17 protein-coding genes and 1 pseudogene are annotated in these 13,251 nt (G+C 69.7%); 9 read left to right on the top strand and 9 right to left on the bottom strand.

The features are described 5' to 3' along the window. Nucleotides 1-48 precede the first annotated feature (48 nt). From gshB to rdgB, 7 genes are all read right to left on the bottom strand, one after another. Nucleotides 49-1,002: a glutathione synthase gene (gene gshB / locus C1707_RS02375; RefSeq protein WP_101711699.1), complete on the bottom strand. Its 954-nt coding sequence runs from the start codon at nucleotides 1,000-1,002 to the stop codon at nucleotides 49-51. 102 nt (nucleotides 1,003-1,104) lie between these two features. After that, nucleotides 1,105-1,914 (bottom strand): DUF429 domain-containing protein, encoded by an 810-nt coding sequence (locus C1707_RS02370; RefSeq protein ID WP_101711700.1) that lies wholly within the window; start codon nucleotides 1,912-1,914, stop codon nucleotides 1,105-1,107. A 67-nt stretch (nucleotides 1,915-1,981) separates the two neighbouring features. After that, complete coding sequence (locus C1707_RS02365; protein WP_101711701.1) at nucleotides 1,982-2,797, bottom strand: SirB1 family protein; 816 nt, start codon at nucleotides 2,795-2,797, stop codon at nucleotides 1,982-1,984. Continuing rightward, nucleotides 2,794-3,198: a YraN family protein gene (locus C1707_RS02360; RefSeq protein ID WP_101711702.1), complete on the bottom strand. Its 405-nt coding sequence runs from the start codon at nucleotides 3,196-3,198 to the stop codon at nucleotides 2,794-2,796. The genes C1707_RS02365 and C1707_RS02360 overlap by 4 nt, the downstream gene beginning before the upstream one ends. Further along, a complete protein-coding gene (rsmI, locus tag C1707_RS02355; protein ID WP_101711703.1) occupies nucleotides 3,195-4,067 on the bottom strand; it encodes a 16S rRNA (cytidine(1402)-2'-O)-methyltransferase in 873 nt (290 codons plus the stop codon). The genes C1707_RS02360 and rsmI overlap by 4 nt, the downstream gene beginning before the upstream one ends. Before the next feature lie 55 nt (nucleotides 4,068-4,122). Next, nucleotides 4,123-5,277 carry a radical SAM family heme chaperone HemW gene (gene hemW / locus C1707_RS02350; RefSeq protein ID WP_101711704.1) on the bottom strand — a complete coding sequence of 385 codons (1,155 nt, stop codon included), beginning with the start codon at nucleotides 5,275-5,277 and terminating at the stop codon, nucleotides 4,123-4,125. Nucleotides 5,278-5,403: 126 nt separating this feature from the next. Continuing rightward, nucleotides 5,404-6,009 (bottom strand): RdgB/HAM1 family non-canonical purine NTP pyrophosphatase, encoded by a 606-nt coding sequence (gene rdgB, locus C1707_RS02345; protein WP_101711705.1) that lies wholly within the window; start codon nucleotides 6,007-6,009, stop codon nucleotides 5,404-5,406. Between the two features lie 397 nt (nucleotides 6,010-6,406). Between rdgB and C1707_RS02340 the strand changes: the two genes are divergently transcribed. From C1707_RS02340 to C1707_RS02320, 5 genes are all read left to right on the top strand, one after another. Beyond that, nucleotides 6,407-6,937, top strand: coding sequence for a DUF2975 domain-containing protein (locus C1707_RS02340; protein WP_101711706.1), 531 nt, complete (start codon nucleotides 6,407-6,409; stop codon nucleotides 6,935-6,937). Nucleotides 6,938-6,958: 21 nt separating this feature from the next. Beyond that, the gene (locus tag C1707_RS02335; protein WP_101711707.1) at nucleotides 6,959-7,195 is read left to right on the top strand and encodes a helix-turn-helix domain-containing protein; all 237 of its coding nucleotides are present in this window, start codon (nucleotides 6,959-6,961) and stop codon (nucleotides 7,193-7,195) included. A 42-nt stretch (nucleotides 7,196-7,237) separates the two neighbouring features. Then, nucleotides 7,238-7,666 (top strand): thioredoxin domain-containing protein, encoded by a 429-nt coding sequence (locus C1707_RS02330; protein ID WP_101711708.1) that lies wholly within the window; start codon nucleotides 7,238-7,240, stop codon nucleotides 7,664-7,666. A 58-nt stretch (nucleotides 7,667-7,724) separates the two neighbouring features. After that, the gene (locus C1707_RS02325) at nucleotides 7,725-8,072 is read left to right on the top strand and encodes a RidA family protein (protein ID WP_101711709.1); all 348 of its coding nucleotides are present in this window, start codon (nucleotides 7,725-7,727) and stop codon (nucleotides 8,070-8,072) included. Nucleotides 8,073-8,172: 100 nt separating this feature from the next. Beyond that, a complete protein-coding gene (locus C1707_RS02320) occupies nucleotides 8,173-8,505 on the top strand; it encodes a hypothetical protein (protein WP_101711710.1) in 333 nt (110 codons plus the stop codon). Nucleotides 8,506-8,555: 50 nt separating this feature from the next. Here the strand turns inward: C1707_RS02320 and rph are convergent, their stop codons facing one another. After that, complete coding sequence (rph, locus tag C1707_RS02315; RefSeq protein WP_101711711.1) at nucleotides 8,556-9,275, bottom strand: ribonuclease PH; 720 nt, start codon at nucleotides 9,273-9,275, stop codon at nucleotides 8,556-8,558. 138 nt (nucleotides 9,276-9,413) lie between these two features. Between rph and hrcA the strand changes: the two genes are divergently transcribed. Both hrcA and grpE read left to right on the top strand, forming a co-directional pair. Beyond that, nucleotides 9,414-10,490 (top strand): heat-inducible transcriptional repressor HrcA, encoded by a 1,077-nt coding sequence (hrcA, locus tag C1707_RS02310; RefSeq protein ID WP_101711712.1) that lies wholly within the window; start codon nucleotides 9,414-9,416, stop codon nucleotides 10,488-10,490. A 13-nt stretch (nucleotides 10,491-10,503) separates the two neighbouring features. Next, the gene (gene grpE, locus C1707_RS02305; protein ID WP_101711713.1) at nucleotides 10,504-11,121 is read left to right on the top strand and encodes a nucleotide exchange factor GrpE; all 618 of its coding nucleotides are present in this window, start codon (nucleotides 10,504-10,506) and stop codon (nucleotides 11,119-11,121) included. A 197-nt stretch (nucleotides 11,122-11,318) separates the two neighbouring features. Here the strand turns inward: grpE and C1707_RS02300 are convergent. Next, nucleotides 11,319-11,486 (bottom strand): annotated as a pseudogene (locus C1707_RS02300) (DUF2061 domain-containing protein); the annotation flags it as partial. Between the two features lie 223 nt (nucleotides 11,487-11,709). Here C1707_RS02300 and dnaN point away from each other — a divergent pair. Both dnaN and C1707_RS02290 read left to right on the top strand, forming a co-directional pair. Beyond that, nucleotides 11,710-12,828, top strand: a complete 1,119-nt coding sequence (dnaN, locus tag C1707_RS02295; protein WP_101711715.1) for a DNA polymerase III subunit beta — start codon at nucleotides 11,710-11,712, stop codon at nucleotides 12,826-12,828. A 129-nt stretch (nucleotides 12,829-12,957) separates the two neighbouring features. After that, nucleotides 12,958-13,245 (top strand): GIY-YIG nuclease family protein, encoded by a 288-nt coding sequence (locus C1707_RS02290; protein ID WP_101711716.1) that lies wholly within the window; start codon nucleotides 12,958-12,960, stop codon nucleotides 13,243-13,245. Nucleotides 13,246-13,251: the final 6 nt, after the last annotated feature.

Here is a 13,251-nt window from a genome sequence, read left to right as displayed (position 1 = left end):
CGAACGTTTCAGGAAAGTGTGACGATTCAGTACACTAGCGCCGGTTCTTCACGCAGGGGTTGATCGGATGATTTCGATCCGATCCCAGAGCACCGCGGCGGCGTCGATCCCGCTGAACCGCTTCAGCTGCTGGGCCCCGGTGGGCGAGGTGACGTTGATCTCGGTCAGGTACTCGCCGATCACGTCGATGCCGACGAACAGCAGGCCGCGCTTCTTCAGCTCCGGGCCGATGATGGCGCACAGTTCCTTGTCGCGGGCGGTCAGCTCGACGGCCTCGGCGCGGCCGCCGACACGCAGGTTCGAGCGCACCTGGCCGGCGGCCGGCACGCGGTTGATGGCGCCGACCGGCTCGCCGTCGACCAGCAGCACGCGCTTGTCGCCCTTGCTGACGGCAGGGACGAACTTCTGGGCGATGACCTGCTCGCGCCCGATCATGGCGTGCAGTTCGAGCAGGGCGTCGAGATTGGGATCGTCCGCCAGCAGACGAGCCACGCCCGAGCCGCCGCCGCCGTAGAGGGGCTTGAGCACGATGTCGCCGTGACGGGCGCGGAAATCGTAGATCGCCTCGTGGTCCGACGTGATCAGGGTCGGCGGCTGCACGCCGGGGAAGTCGGTGACGAACAGCTTTTCGGGCGCGTTGCGCACTTCGGCCGGGTTGTTCACCACGAGCGTGTGCGGGTGAACCTTTTCGAGGAAGTGCGTGGCGGTGATGTAGGCCATGTCGAACGGCGGATCCTGGCGCATCAGCACCACGTCGACGTCGTCCTTCATGTCGAGCACGACCGTCTCGCCGAGCCTGGCGTGGGCGCCTTTCTGCGCGAACACCTCCAGCGGCTGGGCCCGGGCGAACACCCGGCCGTCTTCGAGGGACAGCTTGTCCGGCGTGTAGAACCAGAGTTTGTGCCCCCGGTTCTGGGCCTCCATCATCATCAGGAAGGTGGTGTCGGTGTCGATGTTGATCCCCAGGACGGGATCCATCTGGACGGCGACTCTCAGCGACATGACGACTCCGGGGCAGGCTGCCGCCAGCTTCAGGCGGCGGAGGATAGTGGCCTAGTTAGGGTGGTGGCGGGCCGAATGCGAGCCCTTTAGGCGGCCTTTCGGCTATGGCGCCGCTCGTCGGAGGCTGAAGCCTTCCTGGGGAATCCAGATCGCCGCGATCTCGTCGCCGAACGGCGAGCAGCCGCCGGCCGAGGCGCAGGCGCCGATCCAGGCGCAGACCGCGGCGTCGAGCGCATCTTCGAAGGCTTTCAGTCTCCAGGCCGGGCTGTCGAGCGCGGGCAGTGGAAGCATCGCGGCCGTGCCAGCGATTTCATGGTCGAGCAGAGTCACGATCCGCCGCCATTCACCGAGCAGCCGTTCTCTCCGTAGAGCTGGCGCTAGATCCGGCCAGTAGGCGCGCTGCTTGCTCATCTTGTAGGGCAGCCGTCTGGGAGCCTTGGCCAGTTCGACCAGGGCGGGATGCGGATAGACCTCCATCAGGCCCTTCCGTGTGAGCCCTGTCGTCAGCAGGTCGTATCCGTGGAGAGCAAACCCGGCCCGGAGGTTGTCGCTGATCGGGCCAGGGCGGGTCGCGCTTGGGGTGTGGGTTCCGCACGCCCGGCCGCCATAGGCCCGGGAGACGGCGTTGTCGGCGGCTCTGCGGCAGGTGATGGCCTCGTGGGCGAGCGGCATGTCGACCGCCACGATGTCGACCGCGGCCGAGGCGATCGAGGCGGATCGTTCCAGCAGCCTGCCGGGATCGGCGACAGAACCCCGCCAGCGCTGGCTGGCGTCGTGGTCCGCCGGGGCGAGATAGGCGTCATATGAAGAGGCGACGCCGAGCAGTCGCCATTCGCCGCCCGTATCGCTGATCAGGGCGAGGCCGCTGGGTTCGGTCGCGGTCCATGCCGCGTCTACGCCAAGCACTAACATGAAAGACCTCCACCTCGATCACGCCGGGTGTCGAGGCGAGCGTTTCTGGCCCGCCGCGCCGCCAATCCTAGTTGAGTCTCAGCCGCACCCGCTCTCTTGCCGCGCGGGCGGCGATGGTCGCGCCGCCGTCCAGGGTCTGGGCGCGCGACAGGGCCTGCAGCGCGCCGGCCAGGGCGCCTTGGCCCTCGCGCGCGGCGGCGACGTCGAGCCAGGGGTGGTGGTCGGTGGGGTCGAGCAGGGCGCGGCGCAGGGCCGAGCGCTCGGCGCGGGCCCAGTCGCGCGACTGCTGGGCGCGGGCGAAGATGTTGTTCTGTAGGCGGATCAAGACGGCGCGGTCGGAGATCGGGGCCATCAGCTGGTCCAGCCGCGCGGCGACGTCGGGCATCAGGCCGGTGCGCAGGGCCCGGCGCGACAGCTCCGACGGCAGCACCACCCGGCCCTCGCTGAACGGGTCGAGCGCCAGCGGGCCTTCGTCGGTCTCAATGCGCAGCAGGAAGTGGCCGGGGAAGTCGACGCCGTTGACGTCGAGCCCGGTCTCGCGGGCGGCGTGGATGTAGAACACCCCCAGCGCAACCGGCAGGCCCTTGCGGCGCTCGGCGATGGCGATGACGTCGGCGTTGTCGGGATGGTCGTAGGTCAGGAGGTCGCCGGTCAGGCGCAGGTCGCCGGCCATGGCCTCGGCGATGGCTTCCTCGGGCGACTCGCTCTGCATGCGGGTCTTCAGGCGCTCGACGGCCGAGCGGGCGAGATCCAGGGCCGGCTGTTCGTCGCGGTCCGGATCGTCGTGCACGGCGCAGGCCAGGGCCGCGTCGAACAGTGGGAAGGCCTCGTCGTCGTGCTCGCCGGCGCGGGTCAGGATGGCTTCGGCTTCGTCGCGGGTCATGCCCAGGCCCTCCCGTCGTCGGGCCAGGCGTCGGGCACGTGGCGGGGCAGGCGGCCGGGCGTCATGGCCAGCAGGTCCAGCCGCACGGCCATGCCCTTGAGACCGGCGCGCGTCGCCGCGGCCAGCGCGCCCGCGCGGCGCAGGCGCATCCGTTGTTCGAAGCTCACGGCTTCCAGCGCCGCCTCCAGGCTCGTCCGACTCTTGACCTCGACAACGATCAAGACGCGTCCGCGTTGCGCCAGGATGTCGATCTCTCCGGCCCTGGTCGCCAGGCGGAAGCCCAGGACGCGGTAGCCCTTGAGCATCAGCCAGGCGGCCGCCCAGGCCTCGGCGCGCCGGCCCGAGCGTCGCGCGGCCGCGCCGCGGACCTTGCGGATCTCGCGCAGCGGCGGGGCCGTCATCCGGCGTCCTTCAGGGCCAGGGCCTGGCGGTAGAGGTCCTTGCGCGACAGGCCCAGGGCCTTGGCCACCTCGGACGCCGCCTCGCCCAGGGGCAGACGGGTCATGGCCTCGCGCAGGGCGGCCTCGGCGTCGTCGGCGCTGGCGGCCTTCTCCTCGCCGGGACCCACCAGGATGACGATCTCGCCCTTGGGGCTCTCGAAGCGGGGGTCGACGGCCAGTTCCGCCAGCGGGCCGCGCACGCAGGTCTCGTAGAGCTTGGTCAGTTCGCGGCAGACGGCGGCCGGGCGTTCGCCGCCGAACACGGCGGCCATGTCGGCCAAGGTGTCGTCCACCCGCGAGGCGCCCTCGAAGAAGATCAGGGTGGCGCGGGTCGAGGCGAATTCCTCGAGGAAGGTGCGGCGGGCGCCGCTCTTGGGCGGCGGGAAGCCGGCGAACAGGAAGCGGTCGGTAGGCAGGCCGGCCAAGGTGAGCGCCGCAAGGGCGGCGGAAGCGCCGGGGATCGGGAACACCGGATGGCCGGCCGCGATGGCCTCGCGGGCCAGGCGATAGCCGGGGTCCGACACCATCGGCGTGCCGGCGTCCGACACCAGGGCCACGCGCTCGCCGGCCTCCAGCCGTTCGAGGATGGCGGGGATGGCGCGCTCGGCCACGTGCTCGTCGTGGCGCTCCAGCTTGGTCTTGATGGAGTAGGCCGACAGCAGCTTGCCGGTCACGCGGGTGTCCTCGGCCAGCAGCAGGTCGCAGGCGGCCAGGACGTCGAGCGCCCGCAGGGTGATGTCGCGCAGGTTCCCGATCGGCGTGGCGACCAGGTAGAGGCCGGGCGCGAGCGGGGCGTCGGACAGGACGGGCGGGGGAAGCAAACGGCTCAAGCGGCGGTACTTTCCGTTGAGTGGGCCGGGCCGGGGCCCGCGAAGCGAGACGTTATCAGGTCGCGAGCACGCCTGTCAGCCGGTCGAGGACCAATCGGCCTTGGCGGGTGGCGCGCAACCGAACCGGGTCATCGACCAGAAGTCCCGCCTCGACCAGCGATTTCACCTTGGGCGTGTCCGGGAAGAGGTCCAGCGCGGTCATTTCGGCGAAGGCGACGCCGTCGTCGATGCGCAGGCCCAGCAGCAGGCGCTCCTCGGCGGCCTCGACGGGGGTGAGGTCCTCCCGCTCGAAGCCGGTCCCGTCGGCGGCCACGGCGGCGATGTAGTCGGCGATCCTGGCGCGGGCGGCGGTGGCGACCTTGCCCGAGGCCAGGGTCAGGCGGCCATGGGCGCCGGGGCCCACGCCCACATAGTCGACGCCCCGCCAGTAGACGAGGTTGTGGCGCGAGCGGGCGGCCGCGCCCCGGGCGTGGTTGGAAACCTCGTAGGCGTCGAAGCCGGCGGCCTCCAGCACCTCCTGCGTGGTCTCGAACAGCTGGGCGGCCAGGTCCTCGTCGGGCGGGACGATCTTGCCGCGACCGACGGCGCGGTCGAAGGCGGTGCCAGCCTCGATGGTCAGCTGGTAGGGCGAGACGTGCTCGGGCCCGTAGGCCAGCATCTCCGCCAGCTCCTCGCGCCAGGCGGCGTCGGTCTGGCCGGGGCGGGCGTAGATCAGGTCGACCGAAAGGCGTGGAAACAGGCGCGCGGCCGTGGCGATCGCGCGGCGGGCCGAGCCGGCGTCGTGGTTGCGGCCCAGCATCTTCAGCGAGGCGTCGTCCAGCGCCTGGACGCCCAGCGACAGCCGCGCCACGCCCGCGTCGGCCAGCGCCTCGAAGCGGCCGGCCTCGGCGTCGGTGGGATTGGCCTCGAGGCTGATCTCCAGGTCGCCCTTCGGGGTCCACAGGGCCTTGGCGGTCTCGATCACGCGGGCGACGGCGGCCGGATCCATCAGCGAGGGCGTGCCGCCGCCGAAGAAGATCGAGAGCAGCCGCCGCTCGCCCGTCAGGGCGCGCTGGGCGGTCATGTCGGCGACGATGGCGTCGGCCAGCGCCGCCTGCTCGTCGGTCCGACCCCGGTCGCGCACGACGTTGAAGTCGCAATAGGGGCAGATGCGGGCGCAGTAGGGCCAGTGGACGTAGAGGCCTAGGGGAGGGAGGGGCTGGTCCACTATCCCCGATCTCCCTTCACCGTCATGCCGGGCGTAACGAGGCGGAGAGCCGGGACCCAGGGGCCGTGCGCACCGCCCTTGGGTCCTGGTTCTCCGCGCTGCGCGCTGCGGCCGGGATGACGAGGGTGGTTACTCAAACAGCGCCGCCTTCAGCTTCTCGAAGGCCACGGCGCGGTGGCTCATGGCGTCCTTCTGGGCCGGCTCCATCTCGCCGAAGCTCTGGTCGTGGCCGCCCGGCACGAAGATCGGATCGTAGCCGAAGCCCTTGTCGCCGCGGGCGGGGAACACCAGGGTCCCGTGCACCTCGCCCTGCACCACCACGGCCGGGCCGCCGTTCGGCCACGCCACCGCCAGAGCGCAGGTGAACCAGGCCGAGCGGTCTTCGGAGCCCGTCTCCTCGATGCGCTCGGCCACCTTGTCCATGGCCATGGCGAAGTCCTTGGCCGGGCCGGCCCAGCGGGCCGAATAGATGCCCGGCGCGCCGTCCAGCGCGGTCACCGACATGCCGGAGTCGTCGGCCAGCGACACCTCGCCCGACAGGTCGGCGGCGTGGCGGGCCTTGAGCAGGGCGTTGCCCTCGAAGGTGGTCTCGGTCTCGTCCGGCTCGGGCAGGCCCAGGGCGCCGGCGGCCAGCACCTCGAAACGGCCGTCGAGCAGGGCGGCCAGCTCCTTGGCCTTGCCCGGATTGTGGGTGGCGGCGACGATCTTCTGGCCGTTGATCAGTTTCAGGGTCATCGCGGCGCTCCCAGGCAAAAACCGAGGCCGTTTAGACCCCCGGGACGCGCCCGCCGCAAGGCCGATCATTGCGAAAGTTTAATATCGTTTATCGATAAGCGGCATTGTTCGATGGCCAGGGATCGCCGATCCTGGCGTCATCGAGGAAGGCCCCGCGCCGGCCGTCGATCCGCCCCTGTCCGGAACCGCAAGATGACGTTGCCCCGCCTGTTCAGCCTCCTGGAATCCTCGGCCGTCCGCCTGTCGACCCTGGTGCTGATCGTGGGGCTGCCGATCTCGGCCGTGACGTTCCTGGCCCACACGCTCTAGACTTCAATCCCGCGACCGCCTGGGGAGGCGAGTCGCCCCCGCGCGCTGAGCGCGCGGCAACCTTTTGGATCTTGGCGGGGACGAACCCATGCGCGCCTTGGGGCCAGGCTCGGTATCGAGCTTCCTGAAGATCATTCTCGACGTCAGCTACTACGCGCTGTGGGTCTGGGTCAGCTTCCTGGCCCTGGTGACGGTGCTGGTGCTGCTGCTCAGCTTCAATCCCGACCTGCTGGCCTCGATGCTGCCGGCCGAGGCGGCCGGCATGCTGCGCAAGTACGGCGCCGGCGCGGCCGTGGCCCTGGGCGGCTGGGCGCTGATGTCCGGCGGCTGGATGGCGATCGTCGAGCGCCTGCGCAAGATCTTCGCCACCATGATCCTGGGCGACCCGTTCCATCCCGACAACGTGCGCCGCCTGCGGGTGATGGGCGTCGTGCTGGCCTGTCTGGAGATCGGGCGATACGTGCTGTCGGCCCTGACGCGCATCCTGGTCGGCGGCGAAAAGTCGTCCGAGGGATCCTTCACCCTCACCGCCTGGTTCTCGGTCCTGGTCGTCTTCGTCCTGGCCGAGGTGTTCCGCGAGGGCGCCCGCCTTCGTCGCGAAGCCGAACTGACCATCTGATCGCGCAAGCCAGAGACCCGCATGTCCATCCGCGTCAATCTCGACCGCGTGCTGCTCGAACGCCGCATGTCGCTGACCGAACTGTCCGACCGCGTCGGCGTGACCCTCGCCAACCTGTCGATCCTGAAGACCGGCAAGGCCCGAGCCATCCGCTTCTCGACCCTCGACGCGCTGTGCCGCGAACTGGGCTGCCAGCCGGGCGACCTGATGACCTTCGAGCACGGCCCCGGCGACGGGGGCGACGGCGAAGGGGCCTGAGGCAGGCTTGCGGGCGGGGCCGGCGCGCCTCACCTGTGGGCCATGCAAATCGTCTGTCCATCCTGTGGGGCGGCCAATCGCCTGCCCGAAGACCGCGACCCGGCCGCGGCCAAGTGCGGCCGCTGCAAGAACGCCATCTTCGCCGGCGCGCCGATCGAGGTCGACGCCGCCGGCCTCGACCGGCATCGCCGCCTGACCAGGGGCGCGGCCGTGCTGCTCGACGTCTGGGCCCCGTGGTGCGGACCGTGCCGGGCCATGGCACCCAACTACGCCGCCGCCGCCGGCAAGCTCGAGCCGGGCGTGCGCCTGCTGAAGCTGAATTCGGAAGCCCACCCGGCGCCGGCCTCGGCCCTGGGCGTCAGCGGCATCCCGGCCCTGATCCTGTTCCGCGACGGCGCGGTGGTCGCCCGCTCGGCCGGCCTGATGAGCGCGCCGCAGATCGTCGACTGGACGAGCCGGGCGCTGAGCTGAGTTTTCCCTCCCCCTTGATGGGGGAAGGGAGATTTCTTTCCGACAGGAGCTTACGGACATGATCGAACGTATCGGCAAGGCGGCGCGGTGGAGCGACGCGGTGGTCTTCAACGGCGTGGTGTTCCTGTCGGGCCACGTGGCCGAGGAAACGCGCGGCCAGTCGGTGCTGGAGCAGACCCGCGAGGTGCTGGCCCAGATCGACGAGACCCTGGCGCAGGCCGGGTCGAGCAAGGACAAGCTGCTCAGCGTGACCATCTACCTGGCCGACATGGCCGGCTTCGACGAGATGAACCAGGCCTGGGACGCGTGGGTCGATTCCGACAATCCGCCGGCCCGGGCGACGGTCGAGGCGCGCCTGGCGCGGCCGACCATGGCCGTCGAGATGACGGCGATCGCGGCGCGGTAGGCGCCGCTCGAGCATCCCTGGCGCGGGCGCTGGTCAAGCTTCGGGTTGACTTCGGCGCGCGAGGGTTGAGAAGGGCGGCTGGATCATCGTGGAGGGCGATTTGGCGCTGAACATCGCGGGCGTCTGTCCGGCCTGCCAAGCCGGCGGGGTCACCTTCTCCTGGACCCAGTGCTTCAACCGGAGCGCCTTAACCCGCTGCCGGAAATGCGACAAAGCCCTGGAATCGCGGCTGTCGCTGGCGACCTATCTGCTGATGGTCGTCTACCTGCAGGTCTGGACGGTCGGTGGGGCCCTGGCGCTGCTGGCCGCGGTGCTCGGCGGGGCCTGGCTCTGGGCCTGCGCGATCCTGGCGGCGTTCTATGTCTGCGTCGCGGCGCCCGCCCGGTGGCTGCGCACCCTGGACGTCAGGCTCTACAATCCGCTGGCCCTCTGAGGGGCGTCGGGCGGGCGAACGACGCTTGGTCGTGCGCCCGCCCGGGTCTCTTACTTGCCGCCGATCGCGGCGCGCTGGAAGGCGAACAGCTCGCCGATGCCCTTTTCGGCCAGGCCGAACAGGGTGTCGAACTCGCCGCGGGTGAAGCCGCGCTTCTCGCCGGTGGCCTGGATCTCGACGATGTCGCCGCCGCCGGTCAGCACGAAGTTGCCGTCGGCCTCGGCATTGGAGTCTTCCTCGTAGTCGAGGTCGAGGACGGGGGTGTCCTTGAACACGCCGCAGGAGACGGCGGCCACCTGGCCCAGGATCGGGTCGGCCTTCAGCACGCCCTCTTCCAGCAGGTAGTTGGTCGCCAGGCGCAGGGCGACCCAGGCGCCGGTGATGGCGGCGGTGCGGGTGCCGCCGTCGGCCTGGATGACGTCGCAGTCGAGGCTGATCTGGCGCTCGCCCAGGGCCTTGAGGTCGACCACGGCGCGCAGGGAGCGGCCGATCAGGCGCTGGATTTCCTGGGTGCGGCCGGTCTGCTTGCCCGTGGCGGCCTCGCGGCGGCCGCGGGTGTGGGTGGCGCGGGGCAGCATGCCGTACTCGGCGGTGACCCAGCCGGCGCCCTTGTTGCGCATCCAGCCGGGGACGTTCTCCTCGACCGTGGCCGTGACCAGCACCTTGGTGTGGCCGAAACCGATCAGGCACGAGCCTTCGGCATAGCGGTTGACGCCGGTCTCAAGCGTGACGGCGCGAAGCTGGTCGGGGGCGCGTTCGGACGGACGCATGGGCAAACTCCGGTCTAGTCGGCTCCAGGAGAGCCGAAGGGTCTGGTCGTATCTGAAGGCGCCGCTTATCCTCCCCCGGACGGGAACCTCCAAGTCCCCGCTCGATTTTTTCGACATCCGTTCCTATCTCGAAGGGCCATGACGCAGCTTTTTCCGGGACCGATCGCTCGGACGCCCGGCCTGACCGAGCTGGACGCCCGCGCCCGCGACATCTTCCGCCGGGTGGTCGAAGGCTATCTGGAGACCGGCGAGCCGGTCGGATCGCGCACCCTTTCGAAGGGCGGCGTCCAGCTGTCGCCGGCCTCGATCCGCAACACCATGCAGGACCTGGCGCAGCTGGGGCTGCTCGACGCGCCCCACACCAGCGCGGGCCGCATGCCCACGCACGCGGGCCTGCGGATGTTCGTCGACGGCTTTCTGGAGGTGGGCGACGTCGGCGAGGACGAGCGGCGCGAGATCGAAAGCCGTCTCTACGCCAAGGGCCGCACCTTCGAGGAGGCGCTGAACGAGGCCTCGGCCATCCTGTCGGGCCTGGCCGGCGGGGCCGGCATCGTCGTCACCCCCGTCCGCGAGGGCGGCATCAAGCACGTGGAGTTCGTGGCGCTGGGCGGCGGCCAGACACTGGCGGTAATGGTCTTCGAGGACGGCGCGGTCGAGAACCGGCTGATGCGGGGCGGGGCGGGGCTGACGCCCTCGGCCTTCCAGGAGGCGTCGAACTTCCTCAACGCCCGCCTGCGCGGCCGCACCCTGACCGAGGCCAAGGACGAGATCCGCGCCGAGCTGGAGACCGCCCGCCGCCAGCTGGACGAGACCGCCGCGCGCCTGGTCGAGGACGGCCTGGCCGCCTGGGGCGGCGGGGAGGGGGCCGAGCGGGCCCTGATCGTGCGCGGCCGCGCCAACCTGCTGGCCGACGCCTCGGCCCGCGAGGATCTGGAGCGCGTGCGCCAGTTGTTCGACGACCTGGAGCAGAAGGGCCAGCTGATCGGCCTGCTCGACGACGTGCGCGACGCCGAGGGCGTGCGCATCTTCATCGGGGCCGAGACGCGACTCTTTTCGCTTTCGGGTTCCTCCGTGATCGCGGCGCCCTATATGACGGGGCGACAGAAGGTGCTGGGCGCGATCGGCGTGATCGGCCCCACGCGTTTGAACTATGCCCGGGTGATCCCGCTGGTGGACTATACCGCCCGCGTGCTCGGCCGGATGATCGATGGATGAGGACTGTTTGGAAATGACCGACGAGCAAACGCCGGCCGAAGACGTCGCTTTCGAAGCCGAGGACCTGGCCCAGGAAATCGAGGCCCTGAAGGCCGAGATCGGGGCGATGAAGGACCAGGCGCTGCGCTATGCGGCCGAGGCCGAGAACGTCAAGCGCCGCGCCGAGCGCGAGATGAACGACGCCCGCGCCTACGCCATCCAGAAGTTCGCCCGCGACCTGCTGGGCGTGGCCGACAACCTGTCGCGCGCCACCGCCCACAGCCCGCGCGATTCTCAGGACGCGGCGGTGAAGAACTACATCGTCGGCATCGACATGACCGAGAAGGAGCTGCTGGGCGCCTTCGAGCGCAACGGCCTCAAGAAGATCGACCCGCCCAAGGGCGAGAAGTTCGATCCCCACCTGCACCAGGCCGTCATGGAGCAGCCTTCGGACGAGGTCGCCGCCGGCGGCGTCATCACCGTTCTGCAGGCCGGCTACGAGCTGATGGGCCGTCTGGTGCGCCCGGCCATGGTCGCCGTGGCCGCCAAGGGCTCGACCGGCCCGGCCCCGGCCGAACCGCCCGCCGCGGCGGCCAACCCCTACGCCGCCTCCGGCGACGAGTCGGGCGGGTCGTTCGACACCAAGGCTTGAGGACAGGGCCCTCTCCGCAAGGAGGGGGCCTTTTTCTTTGGGGCTGATTCTCTTCCGTAAAATCGCCGCGAAAGCGGGGACCCAGGCGTTTTGTCGTCGAGCGCCATGGGTTTCAGAAAAAGCCTGGGCCCCCGCTTTCGCGGGGGTTTTACGGCGCGGGGAAGCGGCCCTCAGGCCGCCGCCTTTTCCTTGCCCACCTTGCTCCACACCCGCTCATGCAGGTTGAAGGCCACGGTCTGAACCATGGGCTCGACGATGCCGACGGCCAGGGCCACGCGCCAGTCGCGGGTCAGGGCGTAGGCGACGGCGATGGCCACCGTCAGGTGCATGGTGGCGTAGGTGGCGGTCTTGATGGCGAGGCGCATGGCGCGATCTCTTGTTGCTATTGATTATCAATATAAGAAATCGACTTGACCCCGCAAGGGTTGCGAACGGGATTCGCCCACCGTCGGATGCGCCAAAAGGCCGCGCTGGGCTCTTCCCCCGCCAGCGGTTTGCGCTAATGTCCGTGGTCCATTGACGACGGGGCCGTTGCGCGAGGGGGATTCTCTTGATCGACCAGGCCCTGCGTCCAGCTTGGACCGAGAAATGAAGCTTACCATCGAGCGGGCGGCGCTGCTGAAGGCGCTGGGTCACGTGCAGAGCGTCGTCGAGCGCCGCAACACCATCCCGATCCTGTCCAACATCCTGCTGTCGGCGGATCGCGACACGCTTTCGTTCTCGGCCACCGATCTCGACATGGAGATCATCGACGAGGGCCTGGCCCAGATCGACGTGCCGGGCCAGATCACCGCGCCGGCCCACACCCTGTACGAGATCGTCCGCAAGCTGCCGGACGGTTCGGACGTGTCGCTGAACTTCAGCGGCGACGACCCGCGCCTGGTGATCCAGACCGGCCGCTCGCGCTTCAACCTGCCGGTGCTGCCGGCCGGCGACTTTCCGGTGATGAGCAACGAGGGCCTGTCGGGCCGCATCGCCGTCGACGTCAACGAGCTGATGCGCCTGATCGACAAGACGCGCTTCGCGATCTCGACCGAAGAGACCCGCTACTATCTGAACGGCCTCTATCTCCACACGGTCAACGAGGGCGGCGAGACCAAGCTGCGCGCCGTGGCCACCGACGGCCACCGCCTGGCCCTGGCCGAGATGCCGGCGCCGGAAGGTGCCGCCGGCCTGCCGGGCGTGATCGTGCCGCGCAAGACCATCGCCGAGGCCCGCCGCCTGCTGGAAGACGCCGGCGAGTCGATCGACCTGCAGGTCTCGCCCCAGAAGGTCCGCTTCGAGTTCGGCCGCGCCGCCCTGACCTCCAAGGTCATCGACGGCTCGTTCCCCGACTACATGCGCGTGATCCCAAAGGACAACGCCAAGATCCTGACGCTGGACAACGACCTGTTCGCCAAGGCCGTCGACCGCGTGGCCACCATCTCGGCCGAGAAGAGCCGCTCGGTGAAGCTGGCCATCGAGCCGGGCCGCATCACCCTGACCGTCCGCAACATGGAAGCCGGCCAGGCCGTGGAAGAGGTCGAGGTCGACTACGACGGCGAGCCCTTCGAAATCGGCTTCAACGCCCGCTACCTGCTCGACGTCTGCGGCCAGATCGGCGGCCCGCAGGCCGAGTTCCGCTTCGCCGACCCGGCCTCGCCCACCCTGGTGGTGGATCCGACCGATCCGGGCGTGAAGTACGTGCTGATGCCGCTGCGGGTTTAAAACCCGGGCTTTCCCTTCTTCCGTAAAACCCCCGCGAAAGCGGGGGCCCAGGTGTTTTATCGTCGAGCGCCGCGCGTTTCAGAAAAAGCCTGGGTCCCCGCTTTCGCGGGGATTTTACGGAGTGGGGGGATGGCGTTCTACGTCTACATCGTCGCCAGCCGCCGCAACGGAACGCTCTACATCGGTCATACGGACGACCTGGCTCGTCGCACCTGGGAGCATCAGGAAAAGGTCTATCCGGGCTTCACCCGCAAGTACGACGTCGGGATCCTGGTCTGGTACGAGGTTCACGACACCCGCGAGTCCGTGCTGATCCGCGAGCGCCAGATGAAGAAATGGCGGCGGCTCTGGAAGCTGGAACTCATCGAACGCACCAACGCGGGCTGGCGCGATCTGGCCCAGGATCTGAACTGCTAGATCGAC

Origin of the sequence: Caulobacter flavus, assembly GCF_003722335.1 — a bacterium.
GTDB lineage: Bacteria > Pseudomonadota > Alphaproteobacteria > Caulobacterales > Caulobacteraceae > Caulobacter > Caulobacter flavus.
This window is presented reverse-complemented; position numbering and strand designations above follow the sequence as displayed.